Genomic DNA, 23911 nt, shown 5'->3' on the forward strand with positions numbered 1-23911 from the left:
GATATCAACCGCGCTCGGTAAGGCAGCAGCGTCAATGGGCCCGCATGGTACGGATGACCGATATTCTCCGGGACCCGGCCCGGGCATCCAACGGGACGACAGCCGGTGTCATACCGCTGCATGCCGCCCATTCCACAGCGATGGGCCATATGGTAAAGAGCCTTTCCTAACCCTCGCTGGAAGGTCTGTTTTCGCCAGAAAGCAGACCTTCCGGCGAGGCCACCAAGCGGAGCGCGGTAGGAGATTCACGGTGTACAATAAGAGAGGGCCGGAAACTGCCGTCTTTCAGGCTTACCGAGAAAAACTTGACGCAGACAGTGTACGGATGAATGTAGCAAAGACAGGGAAAAATGGTGTATCATAAGAAGAAACGATTATAAAGAGATGGAGTTTGGTATGAGAAAAAAGGTATTTGTACATATAGGATTTCATAAAACAGCGACGTCCTTTCTACAACGTTGTATTTATCCCAATCTGAGCAGCGTCCGGTACTTGAAGTACGGGAAGCTGAAGCAGGAGCTGTATGATCTCCGGCTCAAAAAATTGTCGGACGAACGTATCCAGGAGATTCGGGAGAAGGTCGACTCGTTTTATAAAAGGAAGCCGCTCTTGATTTCGTACGAAGGACTTTCCGGCAGTCCATTTTCCCAGAAACGGTCCAAGTCCAACATCCGCGTACTGGAAGACATCCGGCGGGTATTTCCGGAAGAGGAATATGATGTTCACATCATTGTGGGGATCCGCGAACAGGTTAACCTGTTGACTTCTCTGTACGTCCAGTACGTTCATCAGGGAGGCGTAAATAAGCCCGAACGCCATCTGCAGAATCTGGAACGCCAGGGCATTCTCGATCATTATCATTACGAGTATTACCTTGATAAGGTGCGGGAACTTTTTGGAGACAATCACTATTATGTCCTTATCTATGAGCACTTCAAAAATGATATGGATGCCCGTATGCTCGATCTGCTTCAATATATGGGCGAAGAAGAGATTCCTCCTTATGAGAACGAGCAGATAAACCGCAGCTACGGCACACTCCAGATGGCCATCGGCAGAAGGGCCAACCATCTATTTAAAACCAAGCTGCATCCCAAAGGGCTGATTCCATCCAATCCTTCTCCCATCAAGGGGAAGATTTCGCCAAGAAAAGTACTGCAGAGCAAACTTAGTTTTAAGCTGCATTATAAGCGGTATCATCTGCCGGGAGAGCTGGAAAATGAGTTAAAAGCGCGGTACGTGGAGAGTAACCGTGATCTCCAGCAGAGGTATAATCTCAATCTGCCGGATATTTATTTTTAGAATAAAGGAGCACAAGGATGAAGACTGTTATTGACGCAGCACTGGATGCCGGAGCTGCCATCATGGAGATATACGGAAAAGACTTCAACGTGGAATATAAAGAAGATGATTCACCGCTGACGATTGCCGATCAGCGCGCTAATCAGCTGATTACTGATGTTTTACAGCAGGCGTTTCCGGATATACCGGTATTAAGTGAGGAAGGACAGCCTTTAACGTATGACGAAAGGACTTCCTGGGATGTCTTCTTTCTCGTTGATCCGCTGGACGGCACCAAAGAATTTATCAAGAAAAACGGGGAGTTCACCGTCAATATTGCACGTATCGAAAATGGCCGCCCGGTATCCGGCGTGATTTATGCGCCGGCCCTTGACCTTCTCTATATCGGCGATGCCGCCAAAGGTGCTGTGAAAGTGGAGCAGGCAGCCGCTTCCAGAGGGGATGCCGAAGACGTCGACAGCTGGTTTCATATGGGGACGCAGCTGCCGCTTGCAGAATATACCGGAGACGTTATCCGCGTGATTGCAAGCCGCTCGCATATGTCAAAGGAAACCGGGGAATTCATTGAGCAGCTGAAGAGCACCGGGGAACAGGTCGAAACGATTTCCACCGGAAGTTCCCTCAAACTCTGCTTAATCGCAGAAGGAAACGCCCAGTTTTACCCCCGTTTTGCGCCGACGATGGAATGGGACACTGGTGCCGGCCACGCCATCGTGGAAGCCGCCGGAGGATCCGTCCGGGTCGCTGGAACGGATGAGACCCTGAGGTATAACAAGAAAGACCTGCACAACCCCTGGTTTCTCGCGGAAACAGGAGAATAGAACGCGGAGACAACAAAGTTCATGAAAGGAGTGCTGGATATATGGAGGAAACATTGCAGTGGGGCATTATCGGTGGAGCCAAAATAGCGATGGAAGCTTTTCTGCCGGCATTACATAGAGCCCCGGAAGGAGACATACGGGCGGTTGCCAGCCGGTCCGGTTCATCCGAACAATTTGAAGATGTTCCTGTCTTTTACGGGACATATGAAGAACTGCTCGATGACGAGTTGATAGATGCCGTTTATATTGCACTTCCCAATGCCCTTCACGCCGAGTGGGCCCGCAAGGCGATGGAGAAGGGAAAGCATGTCCTTCTTGAAAAGCCCGCCGGTGTTACATCCGATGAAGTACGGCAGATGAAGGAAACGGCGGAGCAGTATCAAGTTGTACTTATGGAAGCATTTATGCATCAGTTTCACAAACAGCATGACGTGGTGAAGAAAGTGCTGCAGTCGAACAAGCTCGGTGACTGGAAGCTGTTCAGGGCACACTTTTCGTTTCAGATTCAGGATGACACCAATATCCGTCTGAACAAAGAACTTGGCGGTGGTGCGCTTTATGACATCGGCTGCTACGGCATTCATACGATGAACCAGCTGCTTGGATGGAAGCCGGAAAAAGTGACCACAAGAGGTAAAACCCGTGGAAACGGCGGTGTCGATCTGATGGCTGTGGCACTGTTTGAAGACGGGAGCGGACGGATCGGAGAGGTTCTTGCAAGTTTTGATCTTCCTGCATCAAACCGCTATGAGATTATTTGTGAGAACGGATCGATTCAGGTGGAAGATGCCTACCGTCCGGATAAGTCGGCAAACGGCTGCGGAACGGTTATTGTGAAGGATAAATCAGGTCAGGTCGTCTCTTCAGTCCATGTAAAAGATGACGCCTACAAGAATGAAATCGACCACTTCCATCAATGCATCCGGGAAAGTGTGCAGCCGGATTATACAATGGAAAACTCCAAAGACGTCAATGTCCTGGTAGAGTCTGCGTATCAGGCGCTGCGGACCCAGAAAAAATCAAATATCCGTTACTGATAGAATATGAAAAAGAGGATGTCCGTCTGCCTTAGGACATCCTCTTTTTTTCATTTAAACCATCCCTTTTCCCTGAACTTGGAAATGGCTTCTATGCGGTTATTGACCTCAAGTTTGTCCAAGATGACGGAAACGTAATTACGCACTGTCCCTGTCTTAATAAAAAGCGTATCTGAAATTTCTTTGGTCGTTTTTCCATCCGCAATCAGTTGTATAATTTGGACTTCCCGTTCTGTCAGCGGATTCTGCTCCTCGTAGGCCATATCAATGAGCTCCGGGGCGTATACTCTCCGGCCATTCATGATAGAGCGGATGGAACTTGGCAGATCCTCGCTTGGACTGTCTTTTAACAAATAACCATTAACACCGGCTTTACGAGCTCTTTCAAAATAACCGGTTCTGGCAAACGTCGTGAGAACAATCACTTTACAGGGGTGGTTTTTTAATTCCATTGCCGCATCCAGTCCATTTTTTACCGGCATTTCAATATCCATAATGCATACGTCAGGATCCTGTTCTTTCACTAACTGAAGCGATTCTTCCCCATTGGCCGCCTGCCCCGTCACTTCCATATCCGTTTCTAAATTCAGAAGGGAGGCAAGTGCTCCAAGCAGCATCTGTTGATCTTCGGCAATGACGATACGAATCATAAAGATTCCCCCTGTTTTGGCGGCTGAATGACAAATGGGACTCTAACCGTTAAGATCAAACCATGGTTTGATTCATAATGCAGACTTCCGTTTACAAATTCAAGACGTTCTTTCATCCCCTGCAGGCCGCTTTCTTCAAGGGAATCTTCATCTAAAACGGGCATTCCAGCCCCATTATCCCGAACGGTCATAACAACTTCAAACGGTTCCTGTAAGAAGGATATATAACAGGTGTCGGCCTGACTGTGTTTGACGACATTCGTCACCGATTCTTTCAAACACATACTCAGTACATTTTCACTTAATACAGGTAAGTTCATTACCTCCGGTGGATCCCCTTCCAGGTGAAATGTAATCTGCGACGCTTTCAATATTTCCTGGACGTGGTGTATTTCGTCTTTCAGCTTGGTGCCTTTCATGTCCGACACGATTTCACGTACTTCTTTTAAAGCCGCTCTTGCCGTCTGATGAATATCTCCAATTTCCTTTTTGGCGTCTTCAGGGTTAACATCCATCAGTTTTTGAGAAAGGTCACTTTTGAATCCAATCAGCGAAAGCTTCTGCCCCAGTGTATCATGCAGGTCCCGTGCAATCCGCTGGCGTTCTTCCACGATCATAAGCTGCGAGATCCTCTCGTTTGCGTCTTCGAGTTCGCTTTCCAATTCTTCACGCTTGTTCCGGTTATGGATGTTCACGGGGAGCAGGATGATGCCAATGACACTAATCACAATAAACGGAAGCTGCATCATAAAGGCTTCCCTCTGCATAAAAAACCCGGCAGTGATGGCGGCATTGGCCGTGACGATATGAACAACATACAGGGTGATAAAGCCCGCTTTATTTCGTATATTTCCAATAAAAAAGGCAAGAAACAATGCAAAATAAACATACCCAAAGTACATGGTCATCCCAATACTTATCATTATTTCTATTCCAACCGATACATAAACCGTCCAGCCTTTTTTAATGAAGGACAGCCTGTAGGTCGTAAAAAACAGAGCGATCAATAAAATACCTATAAAGACTTCAAACAGTCCGGAAGAGGTGATTACAAAATAAAAAGGGAGAAGACAAAATATAATCCAGGCATACAAGCTCAGCCCGGTATTTTTCGGGAAAATATGAAACCAGTTCTGCAATACGGCATCTCCTTTGGTGTGTCTTCGTCTGTTTATTATAACAAAAAAACAGGGAAGACCCCTGCAGTCATCTGCTGAAGGGGTCCTGCTTAATTATATTGGTGTTTTTCCTGTTTCAAAAGATATTTCATTTCTCTGAAATTCACAAACCGCTTATTATCTTCATCATATAAGCGGAAACGAATCGATTGTAAACTGGATCCAAGAGTGATGGTTGTTGCCTGCTGCAGTGGTGTTACTTGTTCATGTGTTTTTTCCAGATTGTAATTAGGCACTCTCGGGCTGAGATGATGGACGTGATGGAACCCGATATTCCCCGACAGCCACTGTATCATTTTGGGGAGCTTATAATAGGAACTTCCATCCACTGCAGCTTTTACGAAATTCCACTCCTCTTCATTCTCAAAATAGGAATCTTCAAACTGATGCTGTACGTAAAAGAGCCAAATCCCCAAGGCTCCGGAAACATACAAAATAGGAAGCTGAACAATCAGAAAGGCCTGCCAGCCGATGATCCAAATCAGGAGAGTATAGATTGCTGCAATAGAACCGTTGATCAGATACGTGTTTCTTTTTTCGCTTTTTTTTGCTGTATTTTCATTAAATCGATTATCGAGCAGAAACAGAAAAAAGGGGCCTAATCCAAACATGACGAAAGGATTGCGGTACAGCCGGTACTTGATTTTTTTCCACGTCGAAGCCGCCGTATATTCATCCACCGTCATCATCCATATATCCCCGGTTCCGCGTCTGTCTAAATTGCCGCTCGTGGCGTGGTGCATCGCATGTGTTTTTTTCCATTTCGCAAAAGCAAAATGAGTGATAATACCGGTAATGGTGCCGACGATTCGATTCGTCTTCTTGTTTTCAAAAAAAGAATCATGGGCACAGTCATGGAAAATAATGAAAATACGGACGGCGAATAATGCTGCGGCAATGGTTAAAGGAATTGTCAGCCATAATGATACGGCTATACTTTGATAAGCGAGAAACCAAATCAGGAAAAAGGGAAGAATGGAATTAATTATTTGAATAATACTTGCTTTTATATTGGGCTGGGCAAAGGGTGTTACACTTTTTTTAAGCTCTTTTTGCTGCTGTTTACTCATCATTACGCCCCCTGCAGTTCATTGATTTATATTCGTCAGGTGTCCATTTCATCTTTTATCTTATAGGTTTCATTCTTTTGAGATAAGACATAGATGTCACTGGTGGGAGGTGACAAGTGTCATGTATGTAGGAAGATTCCACGATTTTATAGTTTCCGCCTGAGACAGTTCGATATGCAGAAGAATACAGACTTCTAATAAAAAGAACCAGGACGGTTGTCATAGGATCACTTTTTTCATTTATATATGATATTCTGATAATAGAAAAGGGAGAGGGAGTGGAAGACGATGAAGTTTGACCTGCATACCCATCACTACCGCTGCGGACATGCGCGCGGAGACATGGAAGATTACATTCAGGCGGCGCTGGATCGGGGTCTCGATGTTATCGGTATTTCCGATCATTCGCCGTATTTCGGACTGGAGGCTGATCATCCCTATCCGGGTCTCACAATGGCCAAAAGCGATTTTGCGGGATACGTACAGGAAATGCAGCAGCTGAAGGAAAAATACAAAGGCCGGATTGAAGTACTGCTGGGGGTGGAATCAGATTATCTGGAAGCCTCGGCACAGACGTACCAGAGTGTGTATGAAGCGTACCCGATGGATTATATTATCGGCTCCGTACACTTTGTGAACGGCATTAATATTTTTGATAAAACCCGGTGGTTCGGTCTTGGCGAGAAAGAAATTCTTGATGTAAAAGAAGAGTACTACCGGCTGATTGAAAAATCAGCGAAAAGCGGTATGTTTCAGGTGCTGGGCCACATTGATGCAATTAAGGGCTACTTTCCGGACATTGCCAATGTTCCGACAGACAAAGTGGATCAGGCACTGCGGACGATTGGAGAAGAACAGACAGCAATAGAGGTTAACACGTCCGGAAAGATGAAAGAATGCGGAGGGTGGTATCCATCCGATGATCTTCTGGAACGGGCATTTTATTATAATGTACCAATCACCCTTGGGTCGGACAGCCACGACCCTGAACGAATCGGAGATGACCTGGAAGAGGTCAGGGATCATCTGAAAGCGATCGGTTTCAGAGAATGGTATTTTTTCCGGAACAAAAAACCTGTGGCCGTACCTCTCTAACTGGTGAAAGTATACAACACAGCGATTCGTTTTAAGTGATTCTGCTTCATGACAGATGTTTCCCCGCCTTTGATAATGAAGAGGAGGGGGATACAAAGATGAATGAATCCAGTGCTTATATAAATAAAATGGTATCGATGGAACCGGTGCGAGACGGTGTTTTATCAGGTCTTACCTTTGCATTGAAAGATGTCATAGCTGTTAAAGGTGTGGTCAACGGCGCCGGACAGCCGGACTGGCACCGCACAGCTTCTCCGGCTCCCGGTCATGCCGCGGTCGTTCAAACCCTGCTTGAAAACGGGGCAGGCCTGAGGGGAATGACAATTACTGATGAATTGATGTACAGCCTGAACGGTGAAAACATCCACGATGGAACGCCGCTGAACCCCAAAGCACCGGACCGGGTTCCCGGCGGATCGTCCAGCGGGTCGGCGTCTGCCGCGGCTTCAGGAGATGTTGATATCGGAGTCGGAACGGACACGGGCGGATCCATCCGCATTCCTTCCTCATACTGTGGGTTACTGGGTATGCGTCCCTCTCACGGTATGCTGGATATAACCGGAGTGATACCACTGGCGGAAAGTTTTGATACGATAGGGTGGATGACATCTGATATTGAAACGATGAAGCGCGCGGGAGAGGTGCTGCTTCCGTATGCTTCGAACCGTCCTGCATTCAACCGCCTGCTGCTCCCAAAAGAAGCATGGGAGCTCGCTGGGGAAAGCACCCGTGACGCATGCACTGCTTTTCTGCGTTCGATAAAACAAAAGGTAGATAAATGGGAACACCAGTATATAGCTGAAAACAGGCTGCAATCATGGGCGGAAACGTTCCGGGTGATGCAGGGTATCGAAATCTGGAAAGAACACGGCGGTTGGGTGAAGCGGCAGAACCCCGCCTTTGGACCCGGTATCGCGGAACGGTTTAAGTGGGCATCATCACTTGATGAGTCGCTGCATGAGGAAATGACAGCGAAGCGTGATGATGTAGCTTGTCATTTGAATGCGCTGCTGGGAAGTCAGACGGTGATGGCCGTTCCAACTTCGGCAGGGCCCGCACCATACCGGAACCTGCCGGCTGAAAAAGGAGAACAGCGGCGGCGGGCCGATATGCAGCTGACCTGCATAGCAGGTCTGGGAGGATTGCCCCAGTTGACCATTCCGTTAAAAAATAAGGATGGGCTGCCTGTTGGAATATCCTTTATCGCAGGACGATTTCAGGACAAATCCCTGCTGCGGTGGGTATGTGACCTCGTGTAAAGTATAAATGTATTGACATCATCTTCGAAAGGTTTTACTATGAAGTTACTGATATATCAGATATCAAGAAGGTGGAAGAAATGAACGCAGAACTTGAACAGCTTTTGACATCGCGCACAACGAATGTTCAGTCACTCCGGCAGCTGGCTGTGGATACGATCCGCGAAGCCATTGTGATGGGCTACTATAAACCGGGGGAACCGATCCGGGAAAGACAGCTCTCTGAAAAGATGAATATCAGCACAACGCCGGTGAAAGAAGCATTCCGGACCCTTGAGTATGAAGGACTGGTTGTCACCGTTCCGAGAAAAGGGACATTTGTATCGGATATGGCTGATACGTCGATTGAGGAGATTTTGATGCTCCGGGCTTCTGTAGAAGGATTGTGTGCACGGCTGGCTGCAGAAAAAATGACGGATGAAGAAATGGAAAGCCTGAAACAACAGCTGATGCGCATGGATGACATGAAGCAGGAACAGCGGGTGGATAATCTGGTGGAGGAAAATACGTCTTTTCATCAGATGGTCGTCACCTATGCCCGGAGCCCGGTGCTGAAGCAGACATGGAATACCGTATCAGCCTTTGATCAAGCGTTTCGAAAACTGGCGCTGCAGCAGAACAAAGAACAGGAGGAAGGGCTGATGGAACACTGGAGTATCTTTCAGGCGATGGAAAGCCGGAACGCAGATACGGCGGAACAGGAAATGAAATCGCATATCCTGCGTACGCTGAATCAGGTGATGAAACAGCAGAGGAAAGGAGAATAATATGGAGATAAAGAAAGCTTCGGAAAATTTGAAAGCGATTTCAGCGATTAACATTACGCCGTTTCGTGATGATCTGACGATCGACTGGGAGGTGCTGCGGCGGAACGTGGAATTTCTTTTGGAAAAAGAACTGGATGTTATTGTTCCGTCCGGCAACACGGGTGAATTTTATTCCCTGACCGTCGAAGAGGCAAAAGAGGAGAACCGGAAAGTGACCGAGTGGGCAGGAAATCGTGCGATGGTAATCGCGGGAATCGGGTATTCTGTGGATACCGCGGTAGAAATGGGACTCGATGCAAAACAGGCAGGAGCGGATGCCGTGCTGATTCATATGCCGGTCCATCCTTACATGAATGATGAGGGAACAGCTGCTTATTTCCGCCGGATTATGGAAGAGGTCGACATGCCGGCGGTGATTTACTTCAAAAATCCAGCCCTCCGTGATGATGTGCTGAAAGAATTGACAGCGCTTCCGCAGTTAATTGGTGTGAAATATGCCATTAATGACCTTCCCCGTTTCACGAAAATTGTGCGGGACACTCCCGCTGAGCATGGTGTGACCTGGGTTTGCGGTACCGCCGAGAAATGGGCGCCGTATTTCTGGGCGGCCGGTGCAGAAGGGTTTACGTCCGGTCTTGTTAATTTGTATCCGGAGATTTCATTTGATCTGCTGGAGAAACTCCGGGAGGGAGACTGGCCGGGGGTATGGGATTTATGGGAGAAGATGGTTCCGTTTGAAGATCTGCGTGCCAGGCATCATGCCGGAAATAATGTTGTCGTTATCAAAGAAGCGCTTGAGATGCTCGGTTTTCCAGCGGGACCGACGAGAGAACCTGTTTCAGCACTGTCTCCTGAAGAAAACCAGGAAGTGATGGATCTACTCCATACATGGAAACTCGGCCGGGATACATTTCTGAACGTCTAAAATGCCAGGAAAGGCTGTGAACCTATGAAACTAACGGATATCACCCTGACAGTAGTGGGAGTACCGCGTCACACTGGTTTTGTGAATAAGCATATTATCGTCCGGCTTCACACAGACGAAGGCGTAACTGGAATCGGGGAAATGTCGGACTTTTCCCATCTTCCACGCTATGCACCGGACGTGAAAGACCTCAAGCGGGTGCTGGAACAGATTCTCGTCGGGAAGAATCCATTTGATCTGGCCCTTATTAATAAAGAACTGCTCGATAATTTCCCTGAAGCGATGTATTACTATGAAAAAGGCAGCTTCATCCGCAACGGCGTCGATAACGCCCTCTATGATCTATGCGGCAAATATCTGGGGGTTTCGGTGGCTGATCTTCTCGGCGGCAGATACCATGAGAAAATCAAAGTTTGTTACCCGATTTTCCGCCATCGTTTCATGGAAGAAGTGGAGGGAAACGTAAACGTGGTGAGGCAGCGGTTTGCCGAAGGGTTTGACGTATTCCGTCTTTATGCCGGAAAAAATGTAGAGGCAGACGAAGCATTTCTGGCAGCAGTCTATAAGGAATTCGGTTCAAAGGTGACCATTAAATCACTTGATTTCAGCCACCTCCTCGACTGGAAAGAAGCGGCCCGTGTCGTCAAAAGGCTCTCAAACTACCCCATCGAATTGATAGAAAGCCCGGCCTATCAAAACGACTTTGATGGTCTCCGGCATTTCCGCCACAAAGTGGATCATCCGGTCAGTGAACATGTATGGAGCACCCGCCAGCAGTTTGAAATGATAAAGCAGGAAGCCGTTGATATCTTCAACATATCCCCGGTATTCATCGGTGGTCTGACGAGCGCAAAAAAGGCGGTCGCAGCGGCTGACACAGCGAAAAAGAGCTGCCTGCTCGGCACGACACAGGAGCTTTCCATCGGAACAGCAGCCATGGCCCATCTCGGAAGTACCATGACAAATCTTGATTATACCTCGGATCCGACCGGTCCTGAGTTGTATGTAGACGATGTCGTGAAAGACAAAGTCCATTATGAGGATGGATGGTTAACCGCACCTTCCAGAAATGTGGAAGGACTTGGAATAGAACTGGATGAGACGAAGATGGAACAGTATTCCGTTCCCGATTTAAGCTGGAACGATGTAACGGTTCACCAGCTTCAGGACCGCACAGCCGGTACCAAATGATAAGGAGGATGTTCTATGACAATGACAGTAGAGCAGACGTACAGTAATTACATTAATGGTGCTTGGAAAACGAATGCCGAAGAGACAAAGGCCAGTTTGAACCCGGCACGTCCCCGTGAAGTCGTCGGATATTATACGATGTCCGGCACCAGAACACTTGATGAAGCGGTGGAAGCTGCCGCATCGGCCAAACGGAACTGGAGAAAAATGGCGCAGCCGGCCCGGGGTGACATTCTCTACAAAGCGGCGGCTCTTCTAGAGAAACGGATCGAAGAGATCGCAGAAACGATGACACGGGAGATGGGAAAAACGTATCCTGAAGCCAAAGGAGAAACGATGCGCGGCGCCCAGATTCTGCGGTATTACGCCGGAGAAGGCATGAGGCAGTCCGGAGATGTCATTCCCTCGACGGATAAGGATGCTTTGATGTTCACCAACCGAAGTCCGCTTGGCGTTGTTGGTGTCATTACACCTTGGAACTTTCCGGTTGCCATCCCGGTCTGGAAAATGGCACCGGCGCTCGTTTACGGCAATACGGTCGTCTTTAAACCGGCTCAGGAATCGGCTGTGACAGCGGCAAAAGTGGTAGAGTGCCTGGCAGAAGCCGGACTGCCGGATGGTGTGTTGAACTTTGTAACAGGAAGCGGATCCGTCATCGGGCGGGGACTTTCAGAACACCCTGACGTGAACGGTATAACCTTCACCGGCTCCGAACAGGTCGGCCGCGGCATCGGGCAGGCTGCTCTTGGACGTGGAGCAAAGTACCAGCTGGAGATGGGCGGGAAAAACCCGGTCATCGTCACAGAAGACGCTGATCTGGATACGGCTGTGGATGCTGTGATCAGCGGAGGATTGAAATCTACCGGCCAGAAATGCACGGCTACAAGCCGGGTTATTATTCAAAACGGTGTATATGATACGTTTAAAGAAAAGCTGCTTGCAAAGGTGAGGGACATAAAAGTAGGAGACGGCATGAAGGAAGACAGCTGGATGGGACCCTGCGCCAGTGAAAGTCAATTTAAGAGCGTCACTTCTTACATTGAGAAAGGAAAAGAAGAAGGGGCAGATTTGCTTTGCGGAGGTGAAACAATACCTGAAGAAGAGGGATATTATGTTACCCCGGCTGTTTTTGACAACGTTGAACCGGAGATGACGATTGCCAGAGAAGAAATTTTCGGCCCCGTACTTGCCCTCATGAGAGTGGAAACGGTGGAAGAAGCGATTGAAACGGCCAACGATACTGAATATGGCTTGAGTGCCTCCATTTTCACCACTAATATCCAGGAGTTTCTGTCCTTTATGGATGACATCGAAGCCGGACTTGTCCGTATCAACGCAGAAAGCGCCGGGGTGGAACTGCAGGCGCCGTTCGGTGGAATGAAAAATTCGAGCTCTCATTCCAGAGAACAGGGAGAAGCCGCCAAAGAATTCTTCACATCAATCAAGACAGTGCTTGTAAAATAAGATATGATACAATGAAACCCACTCCCGTCCGGACGGGAGTGGGTTTCATTTATTTCAATAGTAATGACAAATAAGTACGGTTTCTATTTGGTTAACTTTGTGGCTGCCGGCAGATTTCCTCGTAGGCTTCTACAACCTTCTGCAGTGCATTTTTTTTAGTACATGTCGTGACGTCCGGCTGATCGATAATGGTCTGAGACAAAGATAAGAAACTGGTGTGCGGATTGGATGAGTGCCTTAACATTTCCACATACGGTTTATTTTCGTTCACTGTCTTCCCCCCTTTATCCCGGTACATACGCTGGAAAAATCTCCATAAAAGAAAGCTTTTTTCCATGCAGCTGTTCTGTCAGTGACGTGCTGCAGCATGTTTCAAGTTCATGCTATCATGTAATAGGATTGTAAAAAATGCTGAAAAAGTTGTAATTGTTTTACGTTATCCGGCAGGATATGCCCATGTTACTCGTTATTTTGATGGATCCACCTGCAGCAGAAGCACCTAAAAACCGACGGCATCCAGCCGCTCAGATATGCCTACTGCTTTGAAGCAGCAGGTTTTTTCGTGCGGCTCTGCCTGAAAAGGATAAAATGACCATGATACATAAAGGCAAACGCAGAAAACCCCTGCAGCTGCAGACCTGGATTACGCTGCTTGTATCGCTCGTTCTTGTCACAGCTTTTTGTATCACCGGCCTTCTGATCGGCCGGGATGCAGCAAGCCATGCGAGAAATGCCCAGGTGGAAAAAACAATGGATATTGCCCATGCAGCCGCCTATTCTGCTGTTGTCCGGGAAGGGCTGCAGGATCAGGAAAGCAGCCGCCGGATTCAGCGTTACACGGAAAAAATCCAACAGGATACGGGGGTCGCTTACATTGTCGTCATGAACATGAATCACATCCGCCGTTCCCATCCGGTGGAAGCTCGGATCGGGCAGTATTTTGCCGGGAATGATGAAGACCGTGCTTTTCAGGGGGAGACTTACACTTCTACAGCAGAAGGGACGCTGGGAGAATCTCTGCGTTCTTTTGTACCGATAGAAAATGAAGAAGGGCAGCAGATAGGAGTTGTTTCGGTCGGCATCCTGCTCGATAATGTCCAACATGTTATAATGGACCGTCAAAAAATGGTGTACATTGGTTCGGGGGTGGGGCTTTTAGTTGGTCTGGCCGGAGCATTCTGGCTGGCGCGCCGGATCAAAAAAACAATGTACGGCATGGAACCGCGTGAAATTGCTCATCTTTTGAAAGAAAGAGAAGCGATGCTTTCCTCGGTGCGGGAAGGTATTGCTGCTGTTAATACAAATGGAGAAATCGTCATGGTGAATGACGCGGCAAATGAGTTGTTTCAACGAGCAGGACTGACAGAGGACCCCATCTATCAATATGCTGCTTCCTTTTTGCCGGAACTGGGACTGCAGGAAGTACTGGATCGCCGGCAGGCGGAATATGACCGTGAAATTGTGGTCGGCGGGTATGCTGTGATTGTGAACCGGATGCCCGTACTCGCTGAAAATCAAATCGCAGGGGCGGTCGCAACGTTTCGGGAAAAAACGGAATTAACGTCACTTGTCAAACAGTTGACGGGAGCAAGGCATTATGCGGAAAAACTAAGGGTCCAGACCCATGAATTTATGAATAAACTTCATGTCATCTCTGCTATGATTCATACGGAATCATACGCGGAATTAAACGACTATATCCATTCTATATCCGACTCCTATCAGCAGGAAGTCGGGGAAGTTTCCAGGTTGGTTAAAGACCCCGTGCTGGCAGGATTTCTGCTGAATAAAACAAGCTCTGCCAGAGATCAAGGCATAGAAGTTGCGTTCTACGGGGACGCACCGCTGCCTGTCCTGCAGCACACGGAACGAATGGATGCGTTGATTACGATAATTGGTAATCTCTTTGATAACGCAGTGGAAGCTGTGCAGGGACGAAACAGCAGACGCGTCCAGCTCACCATCAATCATATCGACGGCGTTTTTTATTTTACGGTCCGTGATAATGGAAAAGGCATGACCTCTGCTGAAACAAAGAGCATGATGCATCCGGGTTTTTCCACGAAAGAAGAAGGGAGGGGACACGGAACTGATCTTATTCAAAAAAGCCTGCAGGTCTTGAATGGAGAAATGGAATGGTTTTCGGAAGTAGATAAGGGAACGGTTGTGGAAGTGACGATTCCGTACGAGGGGGAAGACGTATGATCCACATGTTAATTGTGGAAGATGATCCGATGGTGGCCAAGTTCAACCGTAAGTATGCAGAAAGAGTTGAAGGTTTCGAGACGGTCGGAACGGTGGAAAATGTCGATCAGGCATGGACTTTTTTGAAAGAAAACAAAGTAGATCTGATTCTGCTTGATGTATATATGGATGACACGAGCGGACTGGATATGCTGAGAGATATCAGAAAAAACGAAACACCGGTGGACGTTATTGTCGTCACGGCAGCCGATGATAACGCATCTGTTCAGACCGCTCTGCGGTACGGGGCGGTTGATTATTTGATCAAGCCGTTTGAATTCGAAAGGTTCGAGGACTCGTTAAAGCAGTACCGGCGCCAGCAGGAGATGATGCAGAAGGAAGAACAGGTATCCCAAAAGGATATTGATTCTTTTCTTCTTCATGATGTAGAGAGTTCTGCCAAGGGTATGGAACTCCCAAAAGGGTTAACCACCTTGACGTTATCGCGCATTACAGAGGCAGTACTCGCTGTACCATCTCCTTTTTCAGCCGCTGATATTGCTGAATCTGCCGGTATATCGCAGGTATCTGTTCGGAAATATCTCCATTTTTTAACGGAAAAAGAATGGATAGAGGCTGATGTGAAATACCAGCCCGCCGGACGTCCTCAACTCAAATACCATATTCACCCAGATAAAAAAGAGCGGTTGAAGACCTTCTATTAAATGAAAGCCTCTAACCCCGCTTTTGCTTTTTTTAGTTACGAAAAGGTTTCGTTAATTAATCAAAGTAGACGAAATACGGCGGGAGAAGGTATATTGCCTTGAGGAAAGCGTTTACAACGAGGAGGGAATACTCTTGATGAAAGAAAGTACAGCATCTATATGGAGGGGATTTTGGAAATCCCATAAGAATACGAAGAAACTGCTGACATTTTCACAAGTCCGGGAAGCAGCCGGTTCATCGCCGGGAACGGACAGGAATTCGGCGGCTGATGCAGGAGGAACCGGAAACGATGGAAGCTCAAGCGGCGGAAATGGCGGAGGATCAGACAATGACAACCACAAACCTTCTTACACAAGGGCTCAGCTCGTTGGTCTGATCCTGGGTCCGTTACTTTTTGTGATGGCCATGCTCTTTTTTCACCCGCCTGATTTAAGTTCAGAAGCTCAAATCGTTCTGGCCTCGACTCTCTGGATTGCGACGTGGTGGATCACCGAGGCCATTCCGATTCCGGCAACATCGCTCTTGCCTATCGTATTGCTGCCTCTCTTTGGAGCGGTGAATGTGGATACGGTGGTGTCATCGTACGGAAATGATATCATCTTCTTATTCTTCGGCGGCTTTTTTATCGCTGCTGCTATGGAGAAATGGAATCTTCATAAACGGATAGCACTTAATATCATACAGTTAATAGGGACAAGCACGAACCGGATTATTCTTGGATTCATGTCAGCTACGGCTTTTTTATCCATGTGGGTGTCCAATACAGCATCCACGATGATGATGATACCGATTGGACTGGCTATCGTGTATCAAGTCAGCGAAGCTCTGAAAGAGGAGCAGAAAGAACATGATCTGAAAAAGTTTGAAAAGGCGATTATTTTCGGTATCGGTTATGCCGGCACAATCGGAGGCCTCGGCACATTGATCGGGACTCCTCCGAACAGCCTGCTCGCCGGTACGGTGGAAGAGTTGTACGGGGTTGAAATCTCATTTGCCGGCTGGATGGCCTATGCCCTGCCGGTTGTTATCATCCTGTTGTTCAGTGCCTGGTTGTATTTGACGAAAATTGTGTATCCTATTAATCTGAAACAGCTTCCCGGTGGAAGGGAACTTATTAAAGAGGAAAAGTCAGCGCTCGGGCGTATCGGTTTTGAAGAGAAAGCCGTTTTTGGTGTGTTTTTGTTTGCCGCTTTTATGTGGATAACAAGGTCATTTATATGGCAGGATCTCGTCAATCTGCCTGGTATCAGCGACGGTATGATTGCGGTAACCGCAGCGCTTCTGCTGTTCTCTATTCCATCGCCGCACCCGGAGGAAACCAAAGTTCTGGAATGGAAAGATTCCAAAGATATTCCGTGGGGCATCCTGCTGCTTTTCGGAGGGGGTCTTGCTATTGCCTCCGGCTTTGAAAATACAGGCTTGTCCAATTGGATGGCCGAACAGCTGACGGTGCTTCAGGGAGCGAACTTTGTTCTGATTGTACTTATCTCTACAGCGCTTGTTCTTTTTCTCACGGAGATTACCTCCAACACAGCGACTGGTACGATGATTCTGCCTGTAGTGGCGTCGCTTGCGGCAGCACTCAGTGTGCATCCTTATGCCTTGATGGTTCCATGTGCGATGGCCGCTAACTGTGCTTTTATGCTCCCGGTCGGCACACCGCCGAACGCCATAATATTTGGAACCGGCAGACTGAAAATTATTCAGATGGTGCAAAACGGATTCTGGCTGAACGTACTCTCCATCATTCTTATTGTGCTGGCTGTGAATTTGTATCTGCCCGCGGTATGGAGCATCGATCTGCAGAGCATACCTTCTCCATTTCAGCAGGGGGGATAAAAAAATTTTTTAAAAGAAATGTCAGGCTGACATTCCGTTGACATCTAACGTCTTTAAAGTAAGAAATGTGATCGGCGCAGGGCTGATCACAAGCTGACAATCAGGAGGGAAGCGAGGTGCTGTGGAACAAAAAAGGCAACTATTTACTGGTGTCTGTTCTCTCAATCGGAATGATAGGAGCAGTGCCGGGAATGGCAGAAGCGGAACAAGATACCGCCGCCGATTTAGGAACCAGCGATCAAGCTTCACATGAAGAAGCCGGCTTTGCTCAGAAGCAGCATAACAGCTCAGCCGCTTATCCCATCAAACGCTCTATGAAAACGCAGGATCTCGAACATTACGCCCGGGAATTGGATATTGATACCGGAAACAAAGACATTTACGAGCTGGCTCATGAAGTGAAAGAAGTCGCCGTAAAACAGCGGGCCAAAGAGTTAGGGATTGCAGCGCTCGGAAAAAATCTTGATACATTGACCGCTGAAGTCCGGGAAGCCGTTTTAACAGAGCGAGCTGTGGAACTTGGCATCAATATCCGGGATAAGGAAGTGTCAGATCTTGTCCAGGAAGTAAGAAGCAAAGAACAGCAGATAGATACCGAACCATCAACTCTTAAGGAATATCTCCCCCCCTTGGTTGATGAAGAACCGGTATCATCAAACGAAACAAACGGAACAAGGCTTTAGGTTGAAGCCGCAGGAATATGCAATACGAAAGGCTGCTTCTCCTTTGGCAGCAGACCATGATGTTTACCCCTTGCATTCATGGTGAGCTGAGGAATAAACAGGAAAGTGGAGTGTCCCCCAGCATTTCACTTCCAGCCGGCAGGCAGCAGCCGGTACAGCGATAAAAGCAGCTGACTTTTTTCATTGACCCCCCTTTTTAAATACGAAATCCCTGATGATCTCATCAGGGATTTCTTTACTATACATAGCTTTCTGCTGCGTTTTTCTTATATAATGGAGCCAAGGAGTGACGTGTTATGCAGAAAATACTCATTATTGAAGATGAGCCTGCCATTAGCAAAGTGCTGAAGGCTTATTTTCAGAAAGAGGGATACGAAGTCTTTACGATTCTGCATGGAAATGAAGCTATCCCCGCATTCCGGGAGAACAAGCCGGATCTTGCGATTGTGGATGTCATGCTTCCAGGGCAGGATGGATGGAGTATTCTGGAAAAAATCCGGGAAGAATCAGCTGTACCTGTTATTATGCTGACGGCCCTCGGAGACGTGGATTACAGACTGAAAGGACTTGAGGGCGGTGCAGATGATTATATAAGCAAGCCGTTTGATTCCAGCGAAGTCGTTGCCAGAGCAAAAGCCGTTCTGCGGAGGTCGGGGTCTGTTCTCGTGGAAGACGAAGTGAATCACTACGGCAGCCTGACGATTAATCAAAAAGCCCACACCGTGAAACTCAACGGTGTCGATGTTCCGTTAACACCACGGGATCTGTCGCTGCTTTTGTTTCTGGCACGGCACCCGAATCAGACCTTCGACCGCGAGCAGCTGATTGAGCGGGTGTGGGGGATGGACTATGAAGGAAGCGACCGTGCCGTCGATCTTTCCATTAAACGTATCAGAAAGTCCCTGCAGAACTGGCCTGAATCTGAAGGTGAAATAAAAACACTCCGTGGATTGGGGTATCAATTCTGTGTTTATGAATAAAAAGGGGAAAAAGATTTCTCTGCTTCGGTATTGGACAACACGATATCTAATTACGCTCGTTCTCGGTCTGATTGTTGTCGGTATCTTATCCGTTATATGGCTTCGGCAGACAAATCTCGAACACAGGCTGGATATGACCAGATACCTTGGTCAGGAAATTTCAGACCGCTTTGTCGAAACCCAGTCGGGTCAGATGGTTCCTCAGGGAGGTATTTTTGATTATATCGAACAGAGGCAGGGCATTTTGGATACGGAACTGGATCCAATCATTTATATTGTGGACCGAAGCGGCAGAATCCTTTCCAATCCGCTTAAACGGAATCCGTTTTCTTTCGATATCTTTCCGGTAAGTTTATTGGAAAATAATAGTGATGTACAGCGTATTCAGCTGGCTTCAGGGGAAGAAACCTATCTCGTCAAGACAGCGATTGAGGCAGAGGGAGGTACAGCCGGATGGGTTGTGGTTATTCAGTCGACCGGCCAGCTCACCCAGATGAACGAGGAGTACCGTCTGCTTGCGATTATGCTCGTATCCCTTGCTTTGATTGGCTGGGCGGTGATTTATGTTCTTTCAAAAAGACTGTCCCGACCGATTCAGGATGTCGCAACGGCAGCCCGGCACGTGCAGGAGGAGGACTATGATTTTACGCTTCCTGCTGATATTAAGGAACGTGAAGTCCATGAGCTTGTTCATTCTTTCCGTGAGATGTCGGGACGCCTGCAGGAGCTTGAGAGACTCCGCCTTGAACTTCTGGCTGGGGTAACCCATGAGCTGAAAACGCCGGTAACCTCCATGACCGGACTGATTCAGGCAGTTCGGGACGATGTGGTAACCGGAGAGGAAGCGAAAGAATTTCTGGATGTATCGTTGAACGAAGCAAATCGGATGCAAACGATGGTAGCAGACCTGCTTGAATTCAACTCTTTCTCGGCTCACACTGTGCCGATATCTGCAGATAACTATAACCTGAATACGCTTCTTACAGAGATCATTCATCAATGGAAAGTCGCAAACGACGAGGAGTCCCTGCAATTATCTCTTCATACGCTTGAGGAACCTGTGTTTGTGAATATTGATTCAATGAGACTGCAGCAGATTATAGTGAACCTTTTGAACAATGCCAAGCAGGCGTTGAACGCAGAGGGCACCATCGATGTACGGCTTTACAACAAGGATAACGATACGGCGGGCATTGACATTGCAGATAACGGTCCGGGGATTTCTGAGGACGAACAGCATCTCATTTTTGAACGTTTTTTCCGAGGGGAAAATAAGAAATATAATACGCATGGCCTGGGGCTCGGCCTGCCGTTCAGTAAAATAATCGCAAGAAGCATGAACGGGGATCTCGTGCTCACAGAAAGCAGGGAAGGAAAAACCGTCTTCACTCTAGAGATGCCAAAGTATCAAGAGTGAAGACGGGAGGAATCAAAGCTGCAGCAGCTGGTTTGTCAATTCATAGACGACAAGCTTTTGATAATTACTGCCGCTCCCGTACCGTGCCTTCACTCCTTCGTATGCCGCTTTCCTGGCCTCTTCAGCCTGAGGATCATCAGGAGTGAAGCTGCTTCGTTTGTATGCCGCCATCGGCTCCTGGATGTAGGCCGGCCGCGGTCCCCAGGAGAACAGGACGTCCCCGTCGTCGTTTGTCAGAATGATTTTGGGAACAGAACGGCCTCCCATGGTCAGAAAATGTTCCATCAGGTCGTGATGTTCTTCCATAATGAACATTTCCACCGGAATGCCGGCCTGCTTCATCACTTCCAGTGCCGGCCCCAGGTTGCGGTGGACATCCGGACACCAATCGCCGGCGAGAATTTCGCACCGGAGGTTGCTGCGCTCTTGCAGAGGTTCAAGTGCTCCGGCATCATGTTCACTCCAACTGAACAAATGGTACCACTCATCAAGCTGCGTGCGGTAACGCTCTTCCATTTTGTCCATAAACGTCTCAGGCTTGATGCCCGTTCCAATTTTGTCGTACATGTTTTCGGGTGATATCATTCTATCCCTCCTTCGCTAAGAGAAGTGTATCATGAAGAACAGAAAGAATAAAAAATTATCGTTTTGACATCGTACTGACACATGTCGGTTTTAACATGAAAATATAAGGATAGCAGACATAAAGTTTTACTATCCTGTCCCCCTTTTTTTTGGGAAGGAGACAAAAGCAGCGCATAAAGACCCTTCTTCTGGTGAACATGATAATTCCTCCTTAAAATACAGCCGGGTTAGACCGGCTGGACTGATTTTCGCCATGAAGCAAAAAAACGCCCATATGTCTCCTTCACCAGGTAAACCTCCGATGGCAGCGATCGGGGGTTTATTTTTGTTGGTAGTTTGGAAAACAGCCTGCTCCGGGAAAAAGATAGATGTCAGAGGAGGGGAATACCGTGAGTCAAAAACAACCTAAGGAAAATTACGTAGATATATCTCTCGGTCGTTATGAATTTTTCTTTCAGAAACGGTATACAGTCCTGAACACAGTGAATGATTTTTTGATTGGTTTGGAGTTTCTGATAGGAAGCTTTTTTTTCTTTTCCGAGCCATTGAAGGATGCCGGTATATGGTTGTTTGTCATCGGCAGTTTTCAGCTGATTATCCGTCCTGCGATTCGACTCGTCCATGATTTTCATCTGAAAAAACACGTAGAGCAGCGAAAGAAAAAAAAGGATTCATAATATAGAGAAATGGGAAAGAGACTCAATGGAAGAAAAAGCAGAAGGAGGACGTTGACATGTATGACGTTATTATCATCGGCGGCGGCCCGGCCGGCGCCAGCGCTGCGATTTTTACCGCAAAAGACGGAAAGGAAACGCTTGTGTTCGATAATGATCAGAGTATGACGAAAGCAGCCTGGGTGGAAAATCACTACGGCGCGCCGGACATCGAAGGGCCGGAGCTGCTGAAGACAGGCCGGGAACAGGCCGAAAAGCACGGTGCCGCTTTCTCCGGTGAACAAGTCACAGCAGTCGATAAGACAGATAATCAAAGAGTGAAAGTGAAAACCGAAAACGGAGAATACGAAGCAGTTCACGTTATTCTGACAACCGGCGGCAACACGAAGCTGGCCGAAGCTTCCGGTATAAAGACGACGGAAGGCACCGAACCCAAGATCAAGTCGATTATTGATACCGATGAACGGGGCAAAACCAGTGTCGAAGGCGTATGGGCAGCCGGCACAGCTGCCGGGGTCAGTGTCCATACAATCATCACATCCGGGGACGGTGCCAGGAAAGCTGTCAACGTACTGACGGAAATGAATGGCGAGCGCCACGTCGATCATGATATATTGAACGCAAAATCATAACAATCCGATTCTTGTCACGATGGACATGATGCTTCCTGTCTCCTTTTTTGGTGACGGGAAGCATCTTTTTTATCAGGAGATGCCATGTCCGGATGCAGTTCCAGCGTTAAAAAACGTAAGCATGAATGAATCATACTTACGTTTTTCTCCTATTCCCCACTCCCGTCTGTCGTTATGAATCTCTTATAACGACTTTTGCTGCTGTAACGTCTCCCGCTTAAGGCCGGAACCGAACCTGCCCGGGCTATTTATGAAACAGCGGAAAAAGCTCACGCAGCGCCGCAATTCGTTTTGTTTCGGAGCGTACCGGAGTTTTGCCGAGGGGATCAATCAGAACGGAAGCCATGCCCAGGTTCTCAGCCGGTACGATATCGTTCAGGTAGTTGTCACCAATGGAAACAACCTCCTCCGGTTCCGCCTCATACTTCTTTAGAATGGTGGAAAAGTGCGCTTCGGTGCGGGCCGGTTTTGCCGCTTCCGGTATCACCTCATCAAACACCCCCTCCAGATTCAGGGTCCGAAGCAGCTGTCCCACATCGTCAGCCTGGGAGTTTGTCAAAAGAATAAGATGCATCTGTCTGCCGAGCTGCTGCAGTGAAAAACGGCGCTCCGGATCTTCAGCAAACTGAAAATCCTCCGTCTGCATGTACGCCTTCGTTTTTTGATACGCATCAAAGGTAGAGCCGGCGCCGTGGTGCTTTGCCGCCGCAGCCGGAAGCCACCATCCGTCCCCCACCGCAATCATCGAATCAAAATCAAAAGAGACCGGAGTTGTGTATGCATCTTCCTCTCCAGTCTCTTTTCCTTCCCAGTCCCATACCTTTGTCACCCTGTAGGAAGCGGGGTCTATCTCAAGTACTTTGTCGTATGCTGCATCATACACCCGTCCGATGGCAACCGGATGATTCCCCTCCAGCATGTCACTATAATCATGCCGGAATAACGGCTGTTTATCCGCAGGCAGTTTTTCTGCGAGCCGCTCCGCGTAGTACCTGAAATGAGAAGTGTCTTCGTACAACGTACCATCCAAATCAAAGACCGCAATACGTATGGTGTTCGTTGAAAAGGCCAATGAAATTCCCCCTCGTTGAAAATTAATAGTCACCTGAATCCGTAATGATATCTTTCGACATACCCTTCAAAACCTTGATAAAATAGGGGATAAGATCCTATTCATCTTATTGGATGAATGCACCCGGAAGGTGAAAAAATGAAACGTCGATTTGATATCCAATTAACGGATAATTATATTATATCTGCCAGTGGACTTCTCTTGATAGGGGAACTTCTTCAATCCTTGAACTTACATAAACGTCTCCATTCCTTATCCATGCCCGGCTTAACATCGTCGGCTGCGATTTCCCACGGCGATGTCGTGTACAGCTATCTCGGTCTTCTCTCTCAGGGAAAAAATGATTTTGACTGGATAGAA

The 23911-nt window shown here is 47.8% G+C and carries 23 protein-coding genes and 1 pseudogene; 18 read left to right on the forward strand and 6 right to left on the reverse strand.

Annotated elements, in window-relative coordinates; all coding sequences use genetic code 11:
• Positions 1 to 396: 396 nt before the first annotated feature.
• The 3 genes from BM058_RS15750 to BM058_RS15760 are packed head-to-tail and all read left to right on the forward strand — an operon-like array spanning position 397 to position 3160.
• Positions 397 to 1302 (forward strand): hypothetical protein, encoded by a 906-nt coding sequence (locus BM058_RS15750; RefSeq protein WP_090928241.1) that lies wholly within the window; start codon positions 397 to 399, stop codon positions 1300 to 1302.
• Positions 1303 to 1319: 17 nt separating this feature from the next.
• The gene (gene cysQ / locus BM058_RS15755) at positions 1320 to 2123 is read left to right on the forward strand and encodes a 3'(2'),5'-bisphosphate nucleotidase CysQ (protein ID WP_090928243.1); all 804 of its coding nucleotides are present in this window, start codon (positions 1320 to 1322) and stop codon (positions 2121 to 2123) included.
• A gap of 41 nt (positions 2124 to 2164) precedes the next feature.
• Positions 2165 to 3160: a Gfo/Idh/MocA family protein gene (locus tag BM058_RS15760; protein ID WP_090928245.1), complete on the forward strand. Its 996-nt coding sequence runs from the start codon at positions 2165 to 2167 to the stop codon at positions 3158 to 3160.
• A gap of 50 nt (positions 3161 to 3210) precedes the next feature.
• Here BM058_RS15760 and BM058_RS15765 read toward each other — a convergent pair whose 3' ends face one another.
• The 3 genes from BM058_RS15765 to BM058_RS15775 all read right to left on the reverse strand — a co-directional run bounded on the left by BM058_RS15765 (position 3211) and on the right by BM058_RS15775 (position 6058).
• Positions 3211 to 3810, reverse strand: a complete 600-nt coding sequence (locus BM058_RS15765; RefSeq protein ID WP_090928247.1) for a response regulator transcription factor — start codon at positions 3808 to 3810, stop codon at positions 3211 to 3213.
• The gene (locus tag BM058_RS15770) at positions 3807 to 4949 is read right to left on the reverse strand and encodes a sensor histidine kinase (protein ID WP_090928249.1); all 1143 of its coding nucleotides are present in this window, start codon (positions 4947 to 4949) and stop codon (positions 3807 to 3809) included. The genes BM058_RS15765 and BM058_RS15770 overlap by 4 nt, the downstream gene beginning before the upstream one ends.
• Positions 4950 to 5038: 89 nt before the next feature.
• The gene (locus tag BM058_RS15775) at positions 5039 to 6058 is read right to left on the reverse strand and encodes a fatty acid desaturase (RefSeq protein ID WP_090928251.1); all 1020 of its coding nucleotides are present in this window, start codon (positions 6056 to 6058) and stop codon (positions 5039 to 5041) included.
• Between the two features lie 288 nt (positions 6059 to 6346).
• On the opposite strand from BM058_RS15775, the gene BM058_RS15780 reads away from it, so the two are divergent.
• The 6 genes from BM058_RS15780 (at position 6347) to gucD (ending at position 12759) form a co-directional block, all read left to right on the forward strand.
• Complete coding sequence (locus BM058_RS15780; protein WP_090928253.1) at positions 6347 to 7153, forward strand: histidinol-phosphatase; 807 nt, start codon at positions 6347 to 6349, stop codon at positions 7151 to 7153.
• 98 nt (positions 7154 to 7251) lie between these two features.
• On the forward strand, positions 7252 to 8412 hold the full coding sequence (locus BM058_RS15785) for an amidase (protein WP_090928254.1): 1161 nt from the start codon (positions 7252 to 7254) through the stop codon (positions 8410 to 8412).
• An 80-nt stretch (positions 8413 to 8492) separates the two neighbouring features.
• Positions 8493 to 9179: a GntR family transcriptional regulator gene (locus BM058_RS15790; RefSeq protein WP_090928256.1), complete on the forward strand. Its 687-nt coding sequence runs from the start codon at positions 8493 to 8495 to the stop codon at positions 9177 to 9179.
• A 1-nt stretch (position 9180) separates the two neighbouring features.
• Positions 9181 to 10104 carry a dihydrodipicolinate synthase family protein gene (locus BM058_RS15795; protein ID WP_090928258.1) on the forward strand — a complete coding sequence of 308 codons (924 nt, stop codon included), beginning with the start codon at positions 9181 to 9183 and terminating at the stop codon, positions 10102 to 10104.
• A gap of 24 nt (positions 10105 to 10128) precedes the next feature.
• Positions 10129 to 11295: a mandelate racemase/muconate lactonizing enzyme family protein gene (locus tag BM058_RS15800; RefSeq protein ID WP_090928261.1), complete on the forward strand. Its 1167-nt coding sequence runs from the start codon at positions 10129 to 10131 to the stop codon at positions 11293 to 11295.
• A 15-nt stretch (positions 11296 to 11310) separates the two neighbouring features.
• Positions 11311 to 12759 (forward strand): alpha-ketoglutaric semialdehyde dehydrogenase GucD, encoded by a 1449-nt coding sequence (gene gucD, locus BM058_RS15805; RefSeq protein WP_407690191.1) that lies wholly within the window; start codon positions 11311 to 11313, stop codon positions 12757 to 12759.
• A 91-nt stretch (positions 12760 to 12850) separates the two neighbouring features.
• Here the strand turns inward: gucD and BM058_RS15810 are convergent, their stop codons facing one another.
• Positions 12851 to 13030 carry a hypothetical protein gene (locus BM058_RS15810; RefSeq protein WP_143083049.1) on the reverse strand — a complete coding sequence of 60 codons (180 nt, stop codon included), beginning with the start codon at positions 13028 to 13030 and terminating at the stop codon, positions 12851 to 12853.
• A 323-nt stretch (positions 13031 to 13353) separates the two neighbouring features.
• On the opposite strand from BM058_RS15810, the gene dcuS reads away from it, so the two are divergent.
• The 6 genes from dcuS (at position 13354) to BM058_RS15840 (ending at position 20588) form a co-directional block, all read left to right on the forward strand.
• Positions 13354 to 14964 carry a DcuS/MalK family sensor histidine kinase gene (gene dcuS / locus BM058_RS15815; protein ID WP_090928265.1) on the forward strand — a complete coding sequence of 537 codons (1611 nt, stop codon included), beginning with the start codon at positions 13354 to 13356 and terminating at the stop codon, positions 14962 to 14964.
• Positions 14961 to 15668, forward strand: coding sequence for a response regulator (locus tag BM058_RS15820; RefSeq protein WP_090928267.1), 708 nt, complete (start codon positions 14961 to 14963; stop codon positions 15666 to 15668). Before dcuS ends, BM058_RS15820 begins: the two co-directional genes overlap by 4 nt.
• 136 nt (positions 15669 to 15804) lie before the next feature.
• On the forward strand, positions 15805 to 17508 hold the full coding sequence (locus BM058_RS15825) for an SLC13 family permease (RefSeq protein WP_090928268.1): 1704 nt from the start codon (positions 15805 to 15807) through the stop codon (positions 17506 to 17508).
• A 116-nt stretch (positions 17509 to 17624) separates the two neighbouring features.
• Positions 17625 to 18191: a hypothetical protein gene (locus tag BM058_RS15830; protein WP_090928270.1), complete on the forward strand. Its 567-nt coding sequence runs from the start codon at positions 17625 to 17627 to the stop codon at positions 18189 to 18191.
• Positions 18192 to 18487: 296 nt separating this feature from the next.
• A complete protein-coding gene (locus tag BM058_RS15835) occupies positions 18488 to 19171 on the forward strand; it encodes a response regulator transcription factor (RefSeq protein ID WP_090928272.1) in 684 nt (227 codons plus the stop codon).
• Positions 19164 to 20588: a sensor histidine kinase gene (locus BM058_RS15840; protein ID WP_090928286.1), complete on the forward strand. Its 1425-nt coding sequence runs from the start codon at positions 19164 to 19166 to the stop codon at positions 20586 to 20588. Before BM058_RS15835 ends, BM058_RS15840 begins: the two co-directional genes overlap by 8 nt.
• A 12-nt stretch (positions 20589 to 20600) precedes the next feature.
• Here the strand turns inward: BM058_RS15840 and BM058_RS15845 are convergent, their stop codons facing one another.
• Complete coding sequence (locus BM058_RS15845; protein ID WP_090928274.1) at positions 20601 to 21173, reverse strand: thioredoxin family protein; 573 nt, start codon at positions 21171 to 21173, stop codon at positions 20601 to 20603.
• A 389-nt stretch (positions 21174 to 21562) separates the two neighbouring features.
• Between BM058_RS15845 and BM058_RS15850 the strand changes: the two genes are divergently transcribed.
• The gene (locus tag BM058_RS15850) at positions 21563 to 21850 is read left to right on the forward strand and encodes a YrhK family protein (protein WP_245737046.1); all 288 of its coding nucleotides are present in this window, start codon (positions 21563 to 21565) and stop codon (positions 21848 to 21850) included.
• 56 nt (positions 21851 to 21906) lie between these two features.
• Positions 21907 to 22479: an FAD-dependent oxidoreductase gene (locus BM058_RS15855; RefSeq protein WP_090928278.1), complete on the forward strand. Its 573-nt coding sequence runs from the start codon at positions 21907 to 21909 to the stop codon at positions 22477 to 22479.
• Between the two features lie 244 nt (positions 22480 to 22723).
• On the opposite strand, the gene BM058_RS15860 is transcribed toward BM058_RS15855, so the two are convergent.
• The gene (locus tag BM058_RS15860; RefSeq protein ID WP_090928282.1) at positions 22724 to 23551 is read right to left on the reverse strand and encodes an HAD family hydrolase; all 828 of its coding nucleotides are present in this window, start codon (positions 23549 to 23551) and stop codon (positions 22724 to 22726) included.
• A 138-nt stretch (positions 23552 to 23689) separates the two neighbouring features.
• On the opposite strand from BM058_RS15860, the pseudogene BM058_RS15865 reads away from it, so the two are divergent.
• Positions 23690 to 23911 (forward strand): annotated as a pseudogene (locus BM058_RS15865) (IS1380 family transposase); the annotation flags it as partial.

Source organism: Salibacterium qingdaonense, assembly GCF_900114715.1.
Taxonomy (GTDB): domain Bacteria; phylum Bacillota; class Bacilli; order Bacillales; family Marinococcaceae; genus Salibacterium; species Salibacterium qingdaonense.